The following is a 20763-nucleotide window of genomic DNA, read 5'->3' as shown; positions in this document are numbered from 1 at the left end:
TTCCTCTAAATCTTTCTTTATGTTAGACAGTAAGTTCAACTTGATCACCTTTTTCTTGTAACCATTCACGGCGATCTTCTGAGCGTTTTTTAGCTAGCAACATATCCATTAAAGCCATTGTTTGCTCGGTGTCGTCAAGCGATAGCTGCACTAAACGGCGCGTATTGGGATCCATTGTAGTTTCACGCAATTGCAATGGATTCATTTCACCCAAGCCTTTAAAACGTTGTACATTGGGTTTGCCTTTTTTGCGTTTGAGTTGATCTAAAATGCCTTCTTTTTCTTCTTCATCTAAAGCATAATGCACTTCTTTACCTAGGTCGATACGGTAAAGAGGGGGCATGGCAACAAAAACATGACCTTGTTCAACCATAGCCCGGAAGTGGCGGACAAACAATGCACAAATTAATGTAGCAATATGCAATCCATCGGAATCGGCATCAGCTAAAATACAAACTTTGCCATAGCGTAATTGGCTTAAATCATCACTGTCAGGATCAATACCAATAGCCACTGAAATATCGTGGATTTCTTGAGAACCTAGTACCTCATCGGAGGAAACTTCCCAAGTATTTAAAATCTTACCTTTAAGTGGCATGATAGCTTGATATTCGCGGTCACGAGCTTGTTTGGCAGAACCACCGGCAGAATCCCCTTCCACTAAAAAAAGTTCGGTTCTATTTAAATCCTGAGAAGAACAATCGGCTAATTTACCAGGTAAAGCTGGTCCACTGGTTAATTTTTTACGGATGACTTTTTTAGCGGCTCTTAAACGTTTTTGGGCACTGGAAATGACGATTTCAGCCAGTAATTCAGCTATTTGTACATTTTGATTTAACCATAAGCTAAAAGCATCTTTGACAATGGCCGAAACAAAGGCGGCACTTTGTCTGGATGATAAACGTTCTTTTGTTTGCCCGGCAAATTGCGGTTCTTGCATTTTAACCGAAAGCACATAGGCACAGCGTTCCCAAATATCATCTGCAGTCAGTTTTAGTCCTCGTGGCAAGAGATTACGAAATTCACAAAACTCTCGCATGGCGTCAAGTAATCCTTGACGCAAACCATTAACATGAGTACCACCTTGTATGGTTGGTATTAAGTTAACATAACTTTCGGTTAATAGTTCACCACCTTCAGGCATCCAAAGCAGCGCCCATTCCACCGCTTCGGTATCACCAATATGATTACCCGTAAAAGGCTCTTCCGGTAGTAGCGTGTAACCGCTTACTGACTCCATTAAATAATCTTTTAGACCGTCTTCATAACACCAGCGCTCTTCGGTATTATTGATTTTATCTTTAAAGATAATCTCTAGTCCCGGGCACAGTACCGCTTTAGCTTTTAATAAATGTGATAACCGTGGTACGGAAAATTTTGCGGAATCAAAATATTTTTCATCAGGCCAGAAATGTACCTTGGTACCAGTATTGCGGCGACCACAAGTGCCAGTTACATGCAAATCTTCGACTTTATCACCATTTTCAAAGGCGATTTGGTAAACTTGTCCATCACGGTTTACTGTGACTTCGACTCGTTTAGAAAGGGCATTAACAACTGAGATCCCAACACCATGTAACCCCCCAGAAAACTGATAGTTCTTGTTGGAAAATTTACCACCAGCATGGAGACGACAAAGCAATAATTCGATTGCGGGTACACCTTCTTCCGGATGAATATCAACTGGCATGCCGCGACCATCATCAATCACTTCTAGTGAATTATCTTCAAATAAAGTGACTTTAATTTGGCGCGCATAGCCAGCAATCGCTTCATCGACACTGTTATCAATGACTTCTTGTGCCAAATGGTTTGGCCTTGTAGTGTCAGTATACATACCCGGGCGGTGTCGCACCGGATCAAGCCCTTTTAGGACTTCGATATCAACGGCATTATAACTGGATTGTGACATATTTTTTCTGTTCATTTAAATAAATGGGCTTATTATAACAATCTTTCGTCAAGATGCATGAATTTAAATTTATAATTATGTATACGGTAGTTTTTGTGGATTTTGGGTTTGTTTATTGCTTTTATAGTATTATCATTATGCATAAATCCCACATAAAAAATAAGGGAATAAGATGAGCAAGTCAGAAAACAAAATAACTCGTCGTGATTTTTTACAAAAAACGATGGCAATTAGTGGGGTTGCTGCTTTAACCAGTAATTTACACTTGCCGTTTGCTTATGCGGAATCTAATAATGCTGCCGATGCCATTCCAAATCCTACTAATGAAGAAAAGATTTTTTATAGTGCTTGTTTAGTCAATTGTGGTAGCCGTTGCCCTCTGAAAGTCCATGTTAAAAACGATATAATTACCAAAATATCCTCAGAAGATGGTGTTGATGAACCTATATTTGGTCAACATCAAATCCGTCCTTGCATTCGCGGAAGGGCGGTGCGTTGGCGCACTTATGATCCTGACCGCTTAAAATACCCTATGGTTCGCATTGGTAAACGTGGTGAAGGTAAATTTAAACGGATTTCTTGGGATGAAGCAATTAATTTGCTGGCAGATAAACTCAAATATACCATTAATAAGTATGGGAATGAGGCGATTTATTATCAATATGGTACCGGCACTACTGGTGCAAATATTCCAGGGCGTAATGCCTGTAAGCGTTTTTTAAGTTCTATTGGTGGTTTTTTGAATTCTCATGGTACCTACTCAAGTGGACAGATGTCGGCTATTCAGCCTTATATTTATGGTAATGCCAAAGAATCGTTGATCGATCAGATTAAGCATTCTGATTTGGTGGTGATGTTTGGTCAAAATATTGCTGAAACGCGTATGTCTGGCGGTGGCCAAGTGACAGAGCTTTTTAATGCTTTGGAACAAAGTAAGGCTCGAGTTATTATTATTGATCCGCGCCGAAGTGAAAGTGTTGTTGGTTACCATGCTGAGTGGATCCCCATTATTCCGGGTACTGATGCAGCTTTAGTCGCAGCTATTGGCTATGCTTTACTTGAAGAAGATCGAATTGATGATGCCATGTTGAATAAATATTGTGTCGGTTGGAATGCTGATTCTTTGCCTGATAGCGCGCCACCTTTTAGTGATTATAAATCGTATATTTTGGGTTTAGGTGATGACAGAACACCAAAAACGCCAGAATGGGCTGCTAAGAAGACAGGTGTTCCAGCCGAACAAATTCGTAAGCTAGCAATGGATATTGTTAATGCTAAAGCAGCGTGGATTTCTCAAGGTTGGGGGCCGCAACGCTGGCAAAATGGTGAGCATACTACACGGGCGATTATGATATTGCCGATTTTAACAGGGCAATTTGGTAAGCGTGGCACAAATATTGGTACTTGGGGAGATAGTGTGACTTATCCTGTTCCTGGATTGGCTATTCCTAACCCAATACAAACCAGCATCTCTTTCTTTTTATGGACAAAAGCAATTGAAGATGGACCTAATATGACCGCTAAAAACTCTTATCTAAAAGGAAAAGATAAGTTAGATGTAGGTATTAAATTTATTTGGAGTTATGCCAGTAATGTTATTGGTAATCAGCATGCCGATCTCAATCGAACGCACCAGATTTTGCAAGATGAATCTAAATGTGAATTTATTTTAGTTTGGGATACCCATATGACGGCTTCAGCAAGATATGCTGATTTACTGTTACCAGATGTATCATCAGTCGAAAGTAACGATCTAATTAATAATTCTTATGCATCGGGTGCGTATAATTATCTTATTCGTATGCAACGAGCAATTAAGCCACTTTGGGAAAATCGATCTTCTTATGATGTGCTTACCGAATTAGCTGAAAAAATGGGTATAAAAGATAAGTTTACAGAAGGGCGGAGCCAAGACGAGTGGATCGAATATTGTTATGAAAAACTACGAAGGCAAGAACCTAATTTGCCACCGTTTGTGCAAACAGATGGTAAAGGAGTTATCGATCGTAAATTAGCTAATAGCGATGCTCATATTGCTTTAAAAGCGTTTAAGGATGATCCGATTCACAATCCATTAAATACACCATCAGGCAAAATTGAAATCTACTCGGAAGCGTTGGCTAAAATTGCTAATGAATGGGAACTGGATGAAGGCGACCAACTCTACCCAATTCCTGCTTATTTACCAGCAGTAGAAGGTAGTGAAGATAAGCCTAAAAGGGCAAAGTACCCACTACAACTTATAGGTTTTCATATTAAGGGGCATTGTCATTCAACCTATAGTAATTTACCACAACTGCGCGAAGCAGTAGCTGATAGTATTTGGATTAATCCATTGGATGCCGAGCAACGACACATCAAACATGGTCAGCTAGTTGAAGTTTATAACGATCGTGGACGGCTTTATATTCCAGCTAAAGTAACACCACGGATATTACCGGGAGTGATTGCTATTCCACAAGGCATGTGGGCAAAGACTAATGCCGCCGGTATTGATATTGGTGGTTGTATTAATCGCTTAACCTCATTAAGACCTAGTGTATTGGCTAAATCGAATCCACAGCATACCAATTTAGTGGAAATCAAACCGTTATCTACTGTATCAGCGGCATTGTAGCGGAAGAGGAGATAATAACAATGCAATATGGATTCTATATTGATTCCTCAAAATGTACCGGCTGCAAAACCTGTCAACTTAGTTGCAAAGATGAAAAAGATAACCCTTTAGGTATTCATTTCCGCCGAGTTTATGAATATGGCGGTGGAACTTGGCAGCAAATTGATGGTTTTTGGCAAAATAATATTTTTACTTATTACTTATCTATTGCCTGCAATCACTGTTCTGAGCCTACTTGTGTGCAAGGTTGCCCGACTGGTGCGATGCATAAACGTGAGCAAGATGGTTTAGTGGTTGTTAACCAAGATGTTTGTATTGGTTGCCGTTATTGTGAAATGCGTTGCCCTTATGGCGCCCCACAATTTGATCCTCAAAAACGGGTGATGTCGAAATGTGATGGCTGCTTTGCCCGTGTTGCCGAAGGTTTAAAACCAGTATGTGTCGAGTCTTGTCCTCAACGAGCATTAGATTTTGATGAAATAAACAAGCTGCGTCAGCGTTATGGCGCTGAATGTAATATTGCGCCATTACCAAATTCGCAGTTGACTAAACCCAATATTGTCATTAAGTCTCACCCACAAGCTAAACCTTCGGGTGATACTCATGGCAAAGTTCTTAATCCAGAGGAGGTATAATTATGCATGAACTTCCATTGGTATTTTTTACGGTATTGGGGCAATTAGCCGCAGGAATGGTATTGCTAGGTAGCTTAAGTTATTTATGCCAATCATCAGCAAATAATACTCGCAAGATTGAGAAAATTAATTTTTTAGCCTTAGTTTTTATGGCAATAGGCATGATTATGGCCTCGTTCCATTTAGGGCAGCCATTACGCGCCTTAAATGTTATTTTTGGTATTGGCCGCTCACCGATGAGTAATGAAATTTTTACTTTTGGTTGCTTGTTTGGTGTGACTTTAGCCAGTGTTTTATTAAGCTATTTTGTCCATGAAGATAAAGGTAATAAATTTATTTGGATTAAATCACGGTGTCAACGCGTTAATCAAATCCCACACTTAGCCAAAATACTCGCAATTTTGTTAGTTATCTTGAGTTTAGTTTTTGTGTGGACCATTGTATTAACCTATATGTTACCAACGGTGAAAACCTGGGATACTGTTTACACCGCTATTCAGATGTATACGGCGATGTTGGCGTTAGGTAGTATTGCGGTGGCATTATTAGGGTTGTATCGTATCGGTAGTTTAGTGTTTGTGATTAGTTGCGTACTAATTTTATTATTAAAGATTCCGTATGTTAATTTGATGACAGCCATATCCCCACAGCTTGCGGTCGAGCAGCATTTTTGGTGGTTTGCTGAGTGTGGCTTATTAGTGCTGGCACTGGTTTTAGTCGTGCTAAATAATTGGCGCACGCCAAAAAACAACATTATTTATTTGCTAGCTTTTGTTAGTGTTTTAGTCGGTGAAATTTGCGCTCGCATAGCATTTTATAATTTATGGACAATTCCTTTATAATCATGATAAATAATTATGGCTATATGAATTAACTATCAAGGGATCGTGCGTTTGGATATTACAACCTGTGCTACATTGGCTAAATTACTAGGTGCTTTTTTTTACTATCCACCTAATGGTCAAGAGGTAAAGCCATTAATTACTGCTTTGTTACATATTGATCAGTTAACTGAATGGTCAAATGGTTTACTTATTAGTGAACAATGCCAAATATTAGCTGATGAAGTAACCAATCCTGAACTTGATTATCAATACTCAGTCTTATTTGAAGGGCAAGGCAGTATGCCAACCCCTCCTTGGGGATCGGTGTATCTTGACGAAGAACATTTATTAATGGGCGAGTCACAGGAACGATATCGTCAGTTTTTACAACAACAAGGTCTTAAACTCACTAGTGGTATAAATGAACCTGAAGATCAGTTTGGTTTAATGTTGATGGCTTTTGCTATTCTACTTGAAAATAACAAACCTGAAGCGGCACAACAATTAATTACTGATCACTTGCTAATCTGGTCTGCACTTTATTTGGATCGACTTAAGGTCAATGATGTAAGCCGATTTTATCGCTCTCTAGCGATAATTGCCGAACAATATTTAATGTTATTGCCAACCACTTGATCTAGTTTGTATAACTAGCATAGAGTGACATTGCAGCTTACACGCTAATCGGTATAATTTATTTATGATTTATTAGGATGAATAGGATTAATGCGAGCTTATTTACAACTAATGCGCTTGGATAGGCCAATTGGCACATTACTATTACTTTGGCCAACCCTCTGGGCTATTTGGCTTGCAGGCCAACCATTGTTATATATTATACTGGTGTTTGTGCTAGGTGTGATAGTAATGCGTTCGGCTGGCTGTGTGATCAATGATTATGCTGATCGTCATTTCGACGGCTATGTTGAGCGCACCAAAAATCGTCCATTAGCGCGTGGTGCTCTAAGCCCCCGAAATGCTTTGTGGACTTTGTTGGTTTTATTAGTTATCGCACTGCTATTATTACTCACTTTAAATAAATTATCATGGTTTATTGCTGGTTTGGCGTTATTGACGGCATTAATTTACCCCTTTATGAAACGCTATACCCATTTACCACAAGTTACTTTAGGTATTGCTTTTAGTTGGGGCATCCCCATGGTATATGCGGCCACCATTGAGCAGTTTCCGTTAACGTGTTGGCTGCTTTGTCTAGTTAATATTTGTTGGACTGTCGCTTATGATACAGAGTATGCCATGGTCGATAGGGATGATGATTTAAAAATTGGGATTAAATCAACCGCTATTTTGTTTGGTCATTATGATAAATTAATCATTGGTGTATTACAGTTCATAACCGTTATTAACCTAGTTATTATTGGTCAACTTAACCAATTGTCTACTTTTTATTACTTAGGTTTATTGTTGACTGTGTTGCTGTTTATTTATCAGCAATGGTTAATTAAAGACCGTCAAAGGAACCGATGTTTTAAGGCATTTATGAATAATAACTTAGTCGGTTGCTTAGTTTTTCTAGGTATATTTTTTTCGTAAAAGTTAATAAATATCTAGTCATAATGGTTATATAGCTTTTATCAGAGTTTAGCCTGTAATTTTATACTGAAACGTATATCTGTTTGGAAATATCTTGACAAAATTGCCAATTAGCTCATACAAAACTATATTAGGCTAATGATCGCAGAATCATAATCAAATAGCCTAAAAAAGATATGATGGCTACCCTTGCTCAGCGAGCGTTGCTTGTACAATTCTGAGAGCGTCAAAGGTTTCTTTAACATCATGCACGCGGATAATATGAGCGCCTTTCATAGCCGCAATAACAGCGCATGAAACACTACCTAGCATACGTTCTTGAGGTGGTACATTTAGTACTTGCCCAATCATCGATTTTCTTGACATACCTACTAACAGAGGTAAATCAAAATGATGAAACTTCTCTAAAGTTGCCAGTAGGCGATAGTTATGAGCTAGCGTTTTACCAAACCCAAAACCGGGATCAAGTATGATTTTTTCACGATCAATTCCGGCATTGATGCAACGGTTAATATGCCGGGCAAAAAATTGATCGACTTCTTGAAAGATATCTTGCTGATAGTGGGGTGCATTTTGCATGGTTTTAGGATCACCTTGCATGTGCATAATGCAAACGGGTAAGCCGGTGTTTGCTGTTGCTTTAAGTGCGCCAGGTTCGGTTAATGCCCGGATGTCATTAATTAAATGAGCCCCAGCTTTAGCTGCTTCGCTAATCACTTGCGGTTTAGAAGTATCAACGGATATCCAGACATCAAAGTAACGGGCTATTTTTTCAACCAGAGGAATAACGCGATTGAGTTCTTCATCCACTGAAACTTCGGCGGCTCCAGGGCGAGTTGATTCGCCACCAACATCAATAAATGTTGCTCCAGCTTGAATCATACTATCTACTCTACGCATGGCATCATCAAGATTATTATAATCGCCACCATCAGAAAATGAATCTGGCGTCATATTAACAATACCCATTACTTGAGGAAAAGACAGATCCATTACCTGATTTTGAAAACGAATTTCCATAATTTGTTGCCTTATTTTATGAAGATGTTTAATGTTAGATTTAATTAAGTTTAATTAGAAACTAACACCAGAGTGTTATGCTTGTTGTGGTGTAGTTTTTATCATTATAAATTTATTGATTAAACCAACTAGTTGCTACCGACAAAAAACGCGCCGGAGCGCGTTTTTTTATTCATTGAGTAAATTAATTGTCCGATTCAGGCGGTATGTTACTGCCTTCATTAGGAATTTCCTTTGCCGCTTTTTCGTCATTTTCGGTCCAATCATCTGGCGCATTAATTGGTCGGCGAGCAATTAAATCAGCAACTTGTTTAGAACCAATAGTTTCATATTTCATAAGTGCATCTTTCATTGCATGGAGCACATCCATATTTTCAGTTAATATTTTGCGTGCTCTTTCAAAGTTACGATCAATAATCAGTTTAACTTCTTCATCGATGATACGAGCCGTTTCATCCGAGATATCTTTAGGACGACCATAAGCAGAATTATCATCCATTTCATAGAACAAAGGTCCTAAACGGTCAGAAAAGCCCCACTGGGTTACCATAGCTCTGGCATATTGAGTTGCTACTTTTATGTCGTTAGAAGCACCGGTTGAGATTTTATCAACGCCATAAATCAATTCTTCAGCAAGTCTGCCACCATAAAGAGTAGCAATATCGCCTTCGAGTTTTTCACGGCTTTCACTAACACGATCACCCTCAGGTAAGAAGAAAGTCACCCCCAAAGCTCGACCACGAGGAATAATAGTTACTTTATGAATAGGGTCATGGTCTGGCATTAAGTAACCAACAATAGCATGGCCCGCTTCGTGATAAGCGGTTGAAATGAGCTGTTCTTGAGTCATGGTTAATGATCGACGCTCGGTACCCATATTAATTTTATCTTTGGCTTCTTCAAATTCTTCCATGGTCACTAGGCGTTTATTACGACGAGCAGCAAATAAGGCAGCTTCATTAACTAAATTAGCTAATTCAGCACCTGAATAACCTGGCGTACCACGAGCTAACACAGATAGATCTACATCAGAAGCTAGCGGAACTTTACGAACATGCACCGCCAGAATTTGTTCACGACCTCTCATGTCCGGTAAACCGATTTGCACTTGGCGGTCAAAACGACCTGGGCGAAGTAAAGCTGGGTCTAATATATCAACGCGGTTGGTTGCCGCAATAATGATAATACCACTATTAGCTTCAAAACCATCCATTTCAACAAGCATTTGGTTAAGAGTTTGTTCACGTTCATCATGACCACCCATTGAACCGGCACCACGTTTACGGCCAACTGCATCAATTTCATCAATAAAAATGATACAAGGAGCATGTTTGCGAGCTTGTTCAAATAGATCACGTACACGTGAGGCACCTACACCAACAAACATTTCTACAAAGTCAGAACCTGAAATGCTAAAAAAAGGCACATTAGCTTCACCAGCTATTGCTCTTGCCAGTAAGGTTTTACCTGTCCCCGGCGGCCCCACCATCAAAATACCTTTTGGAATGCGACCACCCAGTTTTTGATATTTGCCTGGATCACGTAAAAAATCTACTACTTCAGTAACTTCTTGTTTGGCTTCTTCACTACCAGCAACATCAGCAAATTTGGTTTTAACTTGATCCGGGGTTAGCATGCGAGCTTTGCTTTTACCAACTGACATTGGCCCACCTTTGCCACCACCTTGCATTTGGCGCATCATAAAAATCCAAAAACCAATTAATAAAATAATTGGAAACCAAGAAATTAAAATCGTAGCTAGTAGGCTTTGTTTTTCGTCAGGACTGCCAAATACAGCAACTTTGTTTACCACCAAATCATCCATCAATTTTTCATCAAAATAAGGGATGTAGGTAACGTAGCTACTATTACTTTTTGTGGTGGCAACAATTTCGCGTCCATTAATACGAACTTCCTGAAGTTTACCACTAGCGATGTCTGAATTAAATTGGGTATAATTGACTTGAGGTCCACTGTTAGATATTGAACTAAATTGGTTAAATACAGCAATCAATACTACAGCGATAATTCCCCAGATCAGTAGATTCTTTACCATGTCGTTCAAAAGAAAAACCTCTCATAAAAATTAACAGTTACGACTAAAAAATATTAAGTAATGTTACTACAAAATTATGCAACTGGCTACTTCATCCCCATTGCTACAATATAAACTTCTCGTGACCGTGCTCGAGAGGCTTCAGGTTTGCGAATTTTGACAGTTTTGAATAATGAACGAACCTCTTTGAGGTACTCTTCAAAGCCCTCGCCTTGAAACACTTTAACGATGAAATTACCATTGGGAGCAAGTACATCTTTACACATATCTAAAGCCAGTTCGACTAGATACATGGCCTTGGGAATATCCACTGCTGGTTGCCCACTCATATTGGGTGCCATATCAGACATGACAACTTGTACTTTTTGATCTCCAACACGTTCAAGTAATGCCTTTAAAACAGTCTCATCGCGAAAGTCACCTTGTAAAAAATCCACACCAACAATTGGATCCATTGGCAATAAATCACAAGCAATAATGCGGCCTTTATTGCCAATGAGTGATGCAACGTATTGTGACCATCCACCAGGTGCTGCGCCTAAATCAACAACTGTAATGCCAGGTTTAAATAATTTGTCAGTTTTTTGTATTTCTTCTAGTTTAAACCAAGCCCTTGAGCGTAGTCCCTTCTTTTGTGCTTGCTGTACAAAGCGATCTTTAAAATGCTCATTAAGCCAACGGGTTGAGCTTGCAGAGCGTTTTTTATTACTCACAACTAATAAATCCTTAAGGTTAAAGTGGTCACTTCATTGATTACTCATATATATAAGGGTAAAATAACAGAATTACAACTTAATGTGATAAAAAATTAATGAATTTATCTAATAGACAAAAACAATTTTTAAAAAGTGAATCTCATCATTTAAAACCGGTGGTAATGATTGGAGCTAATGGTTTTACCGAAGGGGTGTTAGCAGAAATTGAAAATGCTTTGAATTTTCATGAACTAATCAAAATTAAAGTCGCAGCAGAAGATCGTGAAACTAAAAAACTGATTTGTGATGCGATCATTCGGGAAACTAAAGCCGAGTCAGTACAACAAGTTGGTTCTATCCTTACCATATTTAGACCAAGTGAAGACAAAAAAATTACTTTACCAAAATAAAGTTATAAAAAAACAGGGCTGATAACCCTGTTTTTGTATTATTACAAATTGTAACCTTAAATATAGTCGACTTTTACTATATCGAATTCAACATCACCACCAGGCGTTTTAATGTGTACAGTATCGCCATCTTCTTTGCCAATCAAACCTCGGGCAATAGGTGAATTAACAGAAATTAAGTTTTGTTTATAATCAGCTTCATCATCACCGACAATTTGATAGGTAGTTTCTTCATCGGTATCAACATTAATGACAGTTACTGTTGCCCCAAAAATAATACGCCCAGTATTTTTTACTTTGGTAACATCAATAATTTGTGCTTGTGATAATTTAGTTTCAATTTCTTGAATACGTCCTTCACAAAATCCTTGTTGTTCTCGAGCAGCATGATATTCGGCATTTTCTTTCAAATCTCCGTGTGCTCTAGCTTCGGCTATTGCTGCGGTAATTTGGGGTCTTTTGACATTTTTTAATTCTTCGAGTTCGGCACGTAATAATTCGGCCCCTCTTACTGTCATTGGGATTTGTTGCATCTTTGTTTGCTCCCGTTTTATTTATTGTAAATAAAAAATAACTTGCCCTCATCTTGTGTAAGAAAGGGATAGTAATCGATTCGATTTGTTATATTAAAGACATAATTGTCTATGACGATATAATAACTGTAAAACTGGCTTAACCACAAATCATTTATGCTGAAAAAGGGTGCTATTTTAATTATAATGGGTTAAGGTAAGTTAATCTTTAATAATTTAATTAATTTATGCGCCGATTACGATTTTACATAATTACTTTAGTGGCTTTTATTAGTGTTTTGGTTTTGCTATCTTATTTTTTGATATCAACTTCATTTGTCGCTCGACTAGCTAGCCAGCAATTATCTAAATTGACATCATACTCGATCTCAATTGGAAAGATACATTATTCTGTTACCAATTTTTATGAATTAGCATTAGATGATGTCGTTATCAGCGATAAAAATCAAGAAATAACAACTATACCAAAATTAATTATTGACCTCGATAAAGATAATATTTGGCAGTTGCATCACTTTAATTCTATTACCGTTATAAATGGTGTGATTAATGATACTGGTGAGATTAAATATGATATTTCAACAGATTCGTTAAAGCTTATAGATTCCATGGTTAATGTTCCAATCAATAACGAAAAGGAGAAGTTTTCTCTTCAACAAGTAAATGGTTCAGTTAAACCTTTTTCTTTATCAAATCAAAATAAATATCAATTTGATTTAACCTCACAGCAAGTTTTATATAATCAAACTTCAATAAAGTCGGCATTAGTTCAAGGATTCTATCAAGATGGTGTTACTTATATTACTAATTTAAACGGTAATATCAATGATGGTTTTTTTGAGGCTAAATTAAAAATATTAGCTGATAATAGTTTGGATATTAACCAGTTAAAAATTAATAATGTCCATTTTCAATTAACTGATGAAATTGATATTGAGCAATTACCGGCAATTTTTAAAAAGTTTACCATTCACCAATTTAAAATGCTCGATAGTAGTATTCAGTTACCATCAATATCAATAGAAAAGGGTAATATTGAGGCAACTAATATAAATTATGATAAGCAATGGAATTTCGAGCAGAGTTCGTTAGCTTTTAATGCAGAAAATATAGTTTGGAATAATGAGATTTTTTCATCAGTATTACTACAATTAAAATCGCAAGAGGATATGGTTACCATAGAAAAAGCAATGGCTAATTGGAGTAAAGGTAACTTTAGGTTTACTGGAAGCTGGCAAGATGATTTATTAAAAATAAATCAAATAACTTTTACAGACGTTGATTATCAGTTACCTGAGAAATTAGAATCTTTGATATTACCTGACATATTTAGCCAGATTGAAATTGATACATTAACTATTTTGCCAGGTAGGTTAATTCGAACTAATTCTGAGTTCCCTTTCTTTTTTAATAATTTTGAAATGTCTGGTTCAAACCTTTCGTTAGTAAAAGATAGAAAACTCGGATTATATTCTGGTTCATTATTTTTTAAAGCAGAAAGCGGATCGATTAATCGTATTGATATCCGTTACCCGGATTTAGTTATGAAATTTGATGATAATGATTGTGCTATATTAAATTTTAGTTCTTTAATAAGCCAAGGAGGAATGTTGGAGGTTATTGCAACAGTTAATCCTTCATTAACTGAATTTTTGAAATTCAAATTTAATGCTTATGCTGTAACTAGTCTACTGTTGGAAGAATGGAAATTAGTTAATAAACCACCTAAAGCGATAAATTATACGGTTGATCTACATGGTGATATTGTACCATTTGGCTTTTCAGGGACATTTTCAGCAGATGGCAATGATTATGTCATTACACGCGAACATTGATTTTTTGAAAAAAATCCTTATATTTTTTGTGAAAATATTTCAGGTAATATAGATGTTTTAGTATTCAATTAGCTGATTAATAATATCACTAGGGGAAGTAATGGATTCAATAAGATTAGATAAATGGTTATGGGCGGCAAGATTTTACAAAACACGTTCACTTGCTCGCGAAATGGTCGACGGTGGTAAGGTTCACTATAATGGTCAACGAACTAAACCAAGTAAAATTGTTGAAGTAGGTGCAGTATTAACCCTTCGTCAAGGTTCTGATCTCAAAACGATTCAAGTGTTAGCTATTAGTGAACAACGCCGACCAGCAATAGAAGCCCAATTACTTTATCAAGAAACCGAGGACAGTATTACTAAACGAGAGAAAATCGCTGAAGCACGAAAACTCAACGCATTAACTATGCCACATCCAGACCGTAAACCTGATAAAAAGGAACGGCGTAATTTACTTAAATTTAAACATGAACGACAACAAAGTGATAATAATTAATGGATACTTTAAATCGATTTTTATTTGATAATCATCCTATTCGTGGAGAAATTTCTCGGCTTGAAGATACCTATCAAGCGATTTTAGATAATCATGATTACCCCATTGCAGTGCAAAAGCTATTAGGTGAATTATTGGTGGTTACTAGTTTATTGACCGCAACTTTAAAGTTTGAAGGAGATATAGCGGTACAGTTACAAGGTGATGGATCGCTCACACTTGCAGTAGTCAATGGTAATAATCAGCAACAATTGCGTGGAGTTGCCCGAATTAATGGTGAAATTGCTGATGATGCTACACTGAAAGAGATGGTTGGTAATGGTTATATTGTAATTACTATTACACCCAAAAATGGTGAACGTTATCAAGGTATTGTTGGATTAGAAAAAGATACTTTAATTGGTTGTATAGAAAACTATTTTATGCAATCTGAGCAATTACCTACACGGTTATTTGTGAAAACAGGTGTCCATAATAATAAGCCTATAGCCGCCGGCATTTTACTACAAGTTTTACCAAATGATGAGAATACAGAGGAATCCTTTGCACATCTTAGTACATTGACTGAAACAATTACTGGTAATGAGCTATTTCAATTACCTGCTGATGAAATTCTGTATCGTTTATATAATCAAGAGCAAGTTCGCCTTTTTGAAACTCACCAGATTACCTTCAAATGTATTTGTTCTCGCCAACGTTGTGAAAATAGTTTAATGACATTATCTGCTGAGGAAATTGATGAGATTTTAAATGAAGAAGGTGGTAAGATTGATATGCATTGTGATTATTGCGGAAAACATTATTTGTTTGATGCAATTGATATTGCTGAATTGAAAAATAAACAGCATACAAATTATCATTAATGCTAGTAAATAAAAATACCACTAAGATTAGTACATCTATAGTGGTAAAATTGAAATATAGGAATAATAATTCCACCGTTAATTTAACAAAATAATTGTATTTTTCCAACCTATTTTACATGGTTTAGATAACAAAATTGTAAAGAAACTTTACAAAACTTGTTGTTATATTTTTTCCTAAAAAAAGTATTAATTATAATCAATTGATTATAATTTTAACCATACTAAATAGTTCTAACTTATATTAAAAATTAACTCATTAAATCTTATTTTCGTCAATATCAATAACTGTTGCTTGTTGATTAGTTATTTGCCATTTAATATTAAAATGATACAGAGTAATACCGTAAGTTTGTTGATCAAGATTACTGTGTTTGTAAGCTGGTCTTGGATCTTGAGCAATAACTTGAATTATTAATTCTGCCAATTTAGGATGATTTGCTTGGTATATTGCAAGTTGGTTTAGTGCAGTGGTTGAAAATTCAACTGTTAATTTTTGTTTGGGAACTGATTGTGCATAACCAGCATCTGCTTCAGGGTAACTATCACAGTAAGGAAGATATGGTTTGATATCAATAATTGGAGTGCCATCGATTAAGTCGAGGCTACCTAATTTTAAAATTATTTGCTTCTTTTCAAGAATAATGTCTTTTAATTCTACCGCCGATAATCCAATATGATTTGGTCTGAAGGGTGATCTGGTAGCGAATACACCTAAGGTTTTATTACCTCCCAAGCGAGGAGGACGAACAGTCAGACGCCATTTTTCAGGATCAATTTGGTGAAATTGAAATAATAACCATAAATGTGAAAACTGCTCTAATCCTTTTATACAGTTAGGATCGTTAAATGGTGGTAATAAATGTAGTTCACCTTGTCCTGCTGGGACTAAATTAGGCTGCCTTGGGACAGCAAATTTTTCATTATAAGGGGAGCGAATAATTCCGATAGGCTCAATTGGATAAGTCATTATGTTTAAGTTTGCTATTGGTTATTGCTTAGTTTGATTCAAAATTATGGGCAATTCAACTTATTCTAGTTGTTATTTCCGCCGACTACCGTCGACGGAATTTATTAAACTTAATATATTAGTAGATTTTTACCATCCACGAATAGCGGCACCATTAAAAATTTGGTCAGCCTTTTGAGCTACGGCATCAGTTTGATATGCTTTAACAAAGTTTTTAATGTTTTCATTATCTTTGTCGGCATCTCGTGCTACGATAATATTAACATATGGTGATTCTTTATCTTCCACAAAAATACCATCTTTACTTGGTGTTAAATTAGCTTGACCAGCAAAAGCGTTATTAATAATAGCTAGATCTACTTGAGCGTCATCTAACGAACGAGGCAGCATTGGCGCTTCAAGTTCTACTATTTTATAGTTATATGGATTGCTGGTAATATCAAGTACTGTTGGTAATAAGCCTTTTGATTTATCGACAGTAATCATGCCTTCGTGTTCTAATAACAGTAATGCACGACCTAAATTAGTTGGATCATTAGGAATGGCTATAGTTGCATTGGCTGGAATAAAGAAAGTTTCACCACGTGGTGAAGTGACTTTAACACCAGACTCTGTATCAGCTACTGTATCGACAGGCTTTAGTTTGTGAGAATAGCTAGCAATAGGATAAACAAAAGAATTACCTACAACGATTAATTTATAACCGCGATCTTTCATTTGCTCATCTAAATAAGGTTTATGTTGAAAAGCATTAACATCAATTAAACCGTCGTTTAATGCTTGGTTTGGTGTGACATAATCATTGAAAATAACTAATTCAACATCTAGTTTATAAAGGTCTTTTGCTTGTTGTTTTGCTACTTCGGCAACTTCCTGTTCTGGCCCTGAAATTACTCCAACTTTAAGGGTACTAACTTTAGTTGGTTCTGCAGATTTATTATCTGTGGTTGATGGTTGTTTATTATTATCACAACCTGTTAAAAAAAATGCACTCACCAATGTGGTAACAAGTGCTAGCTTCTTAATTGACATAAGTTTCTCCGATATTAGTGATGAGTAACGCGTTTAACAATAATATTGCCAATAAATTGAATTATAAAGACAATAATAATTAATATAACTAAAACTGTGTTCATTATAGCAGGCTTATAACCGTTGTAACCATATTGAATTGCTAGTTGACCTAATCCGCCAGCCCCAACTGCACCTGCCATCGCAATATAACCTGTTAAAGTAATAAGTGTAATAGTCATGCTATTAACAATAATAGGTAACGATTCGGGTAATAAAACCTTATATATGATTTGTAGTGGAGTAGCTCCCATAGAACGGGCTGCTTCTATAAGACCTTTAGGTACATCAAGTAATGCATTTTCAATCATACGAGCAATTAAGGGTGCTACCCCAATGCTTAATGGTACAATGGCTGCTTGTTTACCAATATAGGTTTCTAATCCAGTAAAATATTTCATTATAAAAGCAGTAAAAGGAATTATCCAAACAATCAAGATAATAAAAGGTATTGAACGAAATATATTGGTAAAAAATGAGATGAAACTGTTGGCTGCGTAATACTCTAAAATTTGTCCTTTACGGGTAGTATATAACAAAATGCCAATAGGTAATCCAATAACCGTTCCCCAAAAACCAGATAAAGCCACCATATAAATTGTTTCATCTGTTGCTTGTGCTATTTTAATTAGCATGGCTTCACTAAAGCCGTTAAATGAGGAGCAAAATGCGACAAAGTCTTTCCAAAAACTGAATTGGGACAAATAAAGCATTAATGATTCAAATGGTTTGAATGCAGGTAAAAAATCAAGCATAACCGAGTACCTCTACTTTGGTATTATGTTTTTCTAAAAATTGTATTGCTGATGCGGTACTTTTCGGTTTCCCTTTCATTTCTGCCAACATTAACCCAAATTTAACGCCGCCGGCATAATCCATTTGTGCACTGATAATGTTGCTATCAATATCGAATTCTTTAGCAATTTGTGATAGTAATGGTTGATCAACGGATACCCCTGTAAACTCTAGACGGACTAAAGGATTCAGACCCTCTTTATAATCAGGTGATAATTTTTCTAAATAATCATCCGGAATGTTGAGGTGTAAAGTTGATTGAATAAACTGTCGTGCAATATCGGTTTCTGCATGTGAAAACATTTCACCCACAGAAGCTTGTTCGACTAATTGCCCATCACTGATAACAGCAACTTGGTCACAGATTTGCTTTACAACATCCATTTCATGAGTAATTAATAAAATGGTAAGTCCTAGTTTTTGATTGATATCTTTTAATAATGCTAAGATTGAACGAGTTGTTTCAGGATCTAGGGCACTGGTTGCTTCATCACACAGTAATACTTTAGGGTCACTCGCTAATGCTCTAGCGATAGCAACACGCTGCTTTTGTCCTCCAGATAAATTAGCCGGATAAACATTAGCTTTGTCAGTTAAACCAACTAAGGCAATAAGTTCATTTACTTTTTGTTTAATTGTTGCTTTAGGTGTTTTATTAAGTTCTAGTGGGAACGCAATATTATCAAATACGGTGCGTGAAGAAAGAAGGTTAAAATGCTGAAAAATCATACTTATTTTTCGGCGAACTTTAATTAATTGCCTATTGGATAGATTAGTAATCTCTTGTCCATCAAAAAAAATCTGACCACTGGTTGGTTTTTCTAATAGATTAACACAGCGAATCAGTGTACTCTTTCCGGCTCCAGATTTACCAATAACACCATATATTTTACCTTTTGGAACATCAATTGAGATGTCTTTTAAAGCATAAATTGGTGTCTTATTATGTTCAAATGTTTTCGAAATATGTTGTAATTGTATCATAATATATAAAATGAAAAAATTAATAGATGAATATTAAGACGTCTAGACATCTAAGTCAATTACTATATGTTAACTAAAAATGAATCTTTATCCTATATAAAAAGGAGAATAAAAAGTAAAAATGAAACCAGCAATTTTTTTAGATAGAGATGGTACTATCAATGTGGATTATAACTATGTGCATACGATTGATAAATTCCACTTTATTGATGGTGCAATTGAAGCAATGCAGGAACTTAAAAAAATGGGATTTCTGTTAGTTATTACGACTAATCAATCAGGTATTGCTAGAAATATATTTACTGAACAACAATTTCATACTTTGACTGAGTGGATGGACTGGTCGTTACAAGATCGCGGTGTTGATTTGGATGGTATTTACTATTGTCCTCATGATCCATTAATTGATGATTGTGAATGTCGTAAACCAAATCCGGGTATGATTCAAACGGCAGCTAAAGAGTTAAATATAGATATTGCTAATTCCTATATGGTAGGAGACAGAACATCTGATTTATTATCAGGTAAAAGAGCTGGTGTTAAAACGACGGTGTTAGTAAAAACTGGTGATTCCGTTACTGAAGATGCATTACAGCAAGCAGATTGGGTAATTGATAGTTTGGCTGATTTACCGAATAAGATAAAAGAGAATAGAAATAAATAATCAGATTATAAAAAGAAAATAACATTAATACTAAAACAATAAAGTGGTAATTGGTTTATTTTTCAAACACCTTGAACAAAAAAACTGCAAACGGCAAAAAAAATGTAATAAACCCTTGCAGGAAAAAAAGAAGTGCTTATAATGCGCATCCACTGACACGCAGTGATGAGCAATCAGACAGTGGCAAGTTAGTGAGCGGGATCGAAATTTTAGAAAAAAGATCTTGACGAATAAGAAGGTGTAGCGTAGTATACGCAGCCCTTGAGACAGCAAACTGAATCAGCGAAAAGGTTGAGGAAGGTTAAGAATAAATAGGCTGTCAGCTCTTTAAAAATTAAGAAACAGACAATCTGTGTGGGCACTTGCGAGACGAAGAAATTAAAAGTCTACGGACTTAAAAAATTAAGTCTTGATAAGTGACACTGAAGATTCATTTGAATATGTCAGAGACAGTTATTGAGCATCAAACTTTAAATTGAAGAGTTTGATCATGGCTCAGATTGAACGCTGGCGGCAGGCTTAACACATGCAAGTCGAACGGTAACATGAGTGCTTGCACTTGATGACGAGTGGCGGACGGGTGAGTAATGTATGGGGATCTGCCGAGTGGCGAGGGACAACAGTTGGAAACGACTGCTAATACCTCATAAAGTTGAGAAACCAAAGCGTGGGACCTTCGGGCCACGTGCCATTTGATGAGCCCATATGGGATTAGCTGGTTGGTGAGGTAAGGGCTCACCAAGGCGACGATCTCTAGCTGGTCTGAGAGGATGACCAGCCACACTGGAACTGAGACACGGTCCAGACTCCTACGGGAGGCAGCAGT

19 protein-coding genes and 1 rRNA gene are annotated in these 20763 nt (G+C 36.5%); 11 read left to right on the top strand and 9 right to left on the bottom strand.

Going from position 1 to position 20763, the window contains the following annotated elements:
• Positions 1–22: 22 nt before the first annotated feature.
• Complete coding sequence (gene parE, locus A9G12_RS10475) at positions 23–1912, bottom strand: DNA topoisomerase IV subunit B (RefSeq protein WP_065565802.1); 1890 nt, start codon at positions 1910–1912, stop codon at positions 23–25.
• A 172-nt stretch (positions 1913–2084) separates the two neighbouring features.
• Between parE and A9G12_RS10470 the strand changes: the two genes are divergently transcribed.
• The 5 genes from A9G12_RS10470 (at position 2085) to ubiA (ending at position 7542) form a co-directional block, all read left to right on the top strand.
• Positions 2085–4529: a DMSO/selenate family reductase complex A subunit gene (locus A9G12_RS10470; protein ID WP_065565801.1), complete on the top strand. Its 2445-nt coding sequence runs from the start codon at positions 2085–2087 to the stop codon at positions 4527–4529.
• A 20-nt stretch (positions 4530–4549) separates the two neighbouring features.
• Positions 4550–5164, top strand: coding sequence for a DMSO/selenate family reductase complex B subunit (locus A9G12_RS10465; protein WP_065565800.1), 615 nt, complete (start codon positions 4550–4552; stop codon positions 5162–5164).
• A gap of 2 nt (positions 5165–5166) precedes the next feature.
• Positions 5167–6006, top strand: coding sequence for a dimethyl sulfoxide reductase anchor subunit family protein (locus A9G12_RS10460; protein WP_065565799.1), 840 nt, complete (start codon positions 5167–5169; stop codon positions 6004–6006).
• Between the two features lie 51 nt (positions 6007–6057).
• A complete protein-coding gene (locus tag A9G12_RS10455) occupies positions 6058–6624 on the top strand; it encodes a TorD/DmsD family molecular chaperone (protein ID WP_176701762.1) in 567 nt (188 codons plus the stop codon).
• A 90-nt stretch (positions 6625–6714) separates the two neighbouring features.
• Complete coding sequence (ubiA, locus tag A9G12_RS10450; RefSeq protein WP_065565798.1) at positions 6715–7542, top strand: 4-hydroxybenzoate octaprenyltransferase; 828 nt, start codon at positions 6715–6717, stop codon at positions 7540–7542.
• Positions 7543–7725: 183 nt separating this feature from the next.
• Here the strand turns inward: ubiA and folP are convergent, their stop codons facing one another.
• The 3 genes from folP to rlmE form a co-directional block, all read right to left on the bottom strand.
• Positions 7726–8562 carry a dihydropteroate synthase gene (gene folP / locus A9G12_RS10445; RefSeq protein ID WP_065565797.1) on the bottom strand — a complete coding sequence of 279 codons (837 nt, stop codon included), beginning with the start codon at positions 8560–8562 and terminating at the stop codon, positions 7726–7728.
• A 184-nt stretch (positions 8563–8746) separates the two neighbouring features.
• The gene (gene ftsH / locus A9G12_RS10440) at positions 8747–10627 is read right to left on the bottom strand and encodes an ATP-dependent zinc metalloprotease FtsH (RefSeq protein ID WP_176701761.1); all 1881 of its coding nucleotides are present in this window, start codon (positions 10625–10627) and stop codon (positions 8747–8749) included.
• Between the two features lie 77 nt (positions 10628–10704).
• Positions 10705–11331: a 23S rRNA (uridine(2552)-2'-O)-methyltransferase RlmE gene (gene rlmE, locus A9G12_RS10435; RefSeq protein WP_065565796.1), complete on the bottom strand. Its 627-nt coding sequence runs from the start codon at positions 11329–11331 to the stop codon at positions 10705–10707.
• A 98-nt stretch (positions 11332–11429) separates the two neighbouring features.
• On the opposite strand from rlmE, the gene yhbY reads away from it, so the two are divergent.
• Positions 11430–11723 carry a ribosome assembly RNA-binding protein YhbY gene (yhbY, locus tag A9G12_RS10430; RefSeq protein WP_065565795.1) on the top strand — a complete coding sequence of 98 codons (294 nt, stop codon included), beginning with the start codon at positions 11430–11432 and terminating at the stop codon, positions 11721–11723.
• Positions 11724–11779: 56 nt separating this feature from the next.
• Here the strand turns inward: yhbY and greA are convergent, their stop codons facing one another.
• Complete coding sequence (greA, locus tag A9G12_RS10425; RefSeq protein ID WP_065565794.1) at positions 11780–12256, bottom strand: transcription elongation factor GreA; 477 nt, start codon at positions 12254–12256, stop codon at positions 11780–11782.
• Between the two features lie 350 nt (positions 12257–12606).
• On the opposite strand from greA, the gene A9G12_RS10420 reads away from it, so the two are divergent.
• The 3 genes from A9G12_RS10420 (at position 12607) to hslO (ending at position 15453) form a co-directional block, all read left to right on the top strand.
• Positions 12607–14091 carry a hypothetical protein gene (locus A9G12_RS10420; RefSeq protein WP_141674157.1) on the top strand — a complete coding sequence of 495 codons (1485 nt, stop codon included), beginning with the start codon at positions 12607–12609 and terminating at the stop codon, positions 14089–14091.
• Positions 14092–14191: 100 nt separating this feature from the next.
• The gene (gene hslR / locus A9G12_RS10415; RefSeq protein WP_065565792.1) at positions 14192–14590 is read left to right on the top strand and encodes a ribosome-associated heat shock protein Hsp15; all 399 of its coding nucleotides are present in this window, start codon (positions 14192–14194) and stop codon (positions 14588–14590) included.
• Entirely contained in the window at positions 14590–15453 is an 864-nt protein-coding gene (gene hslO / locus A9G12_RS10410; protein ID WP_065565791.1) for an Hsp33 family molecular chaperone HslO, read from the top strand. Before hslR ends, hslO begins: the two co-directional genes overlap by 1 nt.
• A gap of 259 nt (positions 15454–15712) precedes the next feature.
• Here hslO and tsaA read toward each other — a convergent pair whose 3' ends face one another.
• The 4 genes from tsaA to metN form a co-directional block, all read right to left on the bottom strand.
• Positions 15713–16426 carry a tRNA (N6-threonylcarbamoyladenosine(37)-N6)-methyltransferase TrmO gene (tsaA, locus tag A9G12_RS10405; RefSeq protein WP_442903486.1) on the bottom strand — a complete coding sequence of 238 codons (714 nt, stop codon included), beginning with the start codon at positions 16424–16426 and terminating at the stop codon, positions 15713–15715.
• A 126-nt stretch (positions 16427–16552) separates the two neighbouring features.
• Positions 16553–17455 (bottom strand): methionine ABC transporter substrate-binding lipoprotein MetQ, encoded by a 903-nt coding sequence (gene metQ, locus A9G12_RS10400; protein ID WP_065565789.1) that lies wholly within the window; start codon positions 17453–17455, stop codon positions 16553–16555.
• Between the two features lie 14 nt (positions 17456–17469).
• Positions 17470–18129: a methionine ABC transporter permease gene (locus A9G12_RS10395; RefSeq protein WP_065565815.1), complete on the bottom strand. Its 660-nt coding sequence runs from the start codon at positions 18127–18129 to the stop codon at positions 17470–17472.
• A 112-nt stretch (positions 18130–18241) separates the two neighbouring features.
• On the bottom strand, positions 18242–19273 hold the full coding sequence (gene metN / locus A9G12_RS10390) for a methionine ABC transporter ATP-binding protein MetN (protein WP_065565788.1): 1032 nt from the start codon (positions 19271–19273) through the stop codon (positions 18242–18244).
• Positions 19274–19394: 121 nt separating this feature from the next.
• On the opposite strand from metN, the gene gmhB reads away from it, so the two are divergent.
• On the top strand, positions 19395–19937 hold the full coding sequence (gene gmhB, locus A9G12_RS10385; protein WP_065565787.1) for a D-glycero-beta-D-manno-heptose 1,7-bisphosphate 7-phosphatase: 543 nt from the start codon (positions 19395–19397) through the stop codon (positions 19935–19937).
• Positions 19938–20409: 472 nt separating this feature from the next.
• Positions 20410–20763, top strand: a 16S ribosomal RNA gene (locus A9G12_RS10380); the annotation flags it as partial.

Source organism: Gilliamella sp. wkB112 (assembly GCF_001690685.1).
Taxonomy (GTDB): domain Bacteria; phylum Pseudomonadota; class Gammaproteobacteria; order Enterobacterales; family Orbaceae; genus Gilliamella; species Gilliamella apicola_J.
The sequence above is the reverse complement of the archived record's forward strand: the minus strand, read 5'-3'. Positions and strand labels throughout refer to the sequence as shown.

Excerpts from the sequence above, each read along its gene's own strand:
- parE (WP_065565802.1), bottom strand. The coding sequence starts at position 1,912 with ATGTCACAATCCAGTTATAATGCCGTTGATATCGAAGTCCTAAAAGGG.
- A9G12_RS10470 (WP_065565801.1), top strand. The coding sequence starts at position 2,085 with ATGAGCAAGTCAGAAAACAAAATAACTCGTCGTGATTTTTTACAAAAA.
- A9G12_RS10465 (WP_065565800.1), top strand. The coding sequence starts at position 4,550 with ATGCAATATGGATTCTATATTGATTCCTCAAAATGTACCGGCTGCAAA.
- A9G12_RS10460 (WP_065565799.1), top strand. The coding sequence starts at position 5,167 with ATGCATGAACTTCCATTGGTATTTTTTACGGTATTGGGGCAATTAGCC.
- ubiA (WP_065565798.1), top strand. The coding sequence starts at position 6,715 with ATGCGAGCTTATTTACAACTAATGCGCTTGGATAGGCCAATTGGCACA.
- folP (WP_065565797.1), bottom strand. The coding sequence starts at position 8,562 with ATGGAAATTCGTTTTCAAAATCAGGTAATGGATCTGTCTTTTCCTCAA.
- yhbY (WP_065565795.1), top strand. The coding sequence starts at position 11,430 with ATGAATTTATCTAATAGACAAAAACAATTTTTAAAAAGTGAATCTCAT.
- greA (WP_065565794.1), bottom strand. The coding sequence starts at position 12,256 with ATGCAACAAATCCCAATGACAGTAAGAGGGGCCGAATTATTACGTGCC.
- hslR (WP_065565792.1), top strand. The coding sequence starts at position 14,192 with ATGGATTCAATAAGATTAGATAAATGGTTATGGGCGGCAAGATTTTAC.
- hslO (WP_065565791.1), top strand. The coding sequence starts at position 14,590 with ATGGATACTTTAAATCGATTTTTATTTGATAATCATCCTATTCGTGGA.
- metQ (WP_065565789.1), bottom strand. The coding sequence starts at position 17,455 with ATGTCAATTAAGAAGCTAGCACTTGTTACCACATTGGTGAGTGCATTT.
- A9G12_RS10395 (WP_065565815.1), bottom strand. The coding sequence starts at position 18,129 with ATGCTAATTAAAATAGCACAAGCAACAGATGAAACAATTTATATGGTG.
- metN (WP_065565788.1), bottom strand. The coding sequence starts at position 19,273 with ATGATACAATTACAACATATTTCGAAAACATTTGAACATAATAAGACA.
- gmhB (WP_065565787.1), top strand. The coding sequence starts at position 19,395 with ATGAAACCAGCAATTTTTTTAGATAGAGATGGTACTATCAATGTGGAT.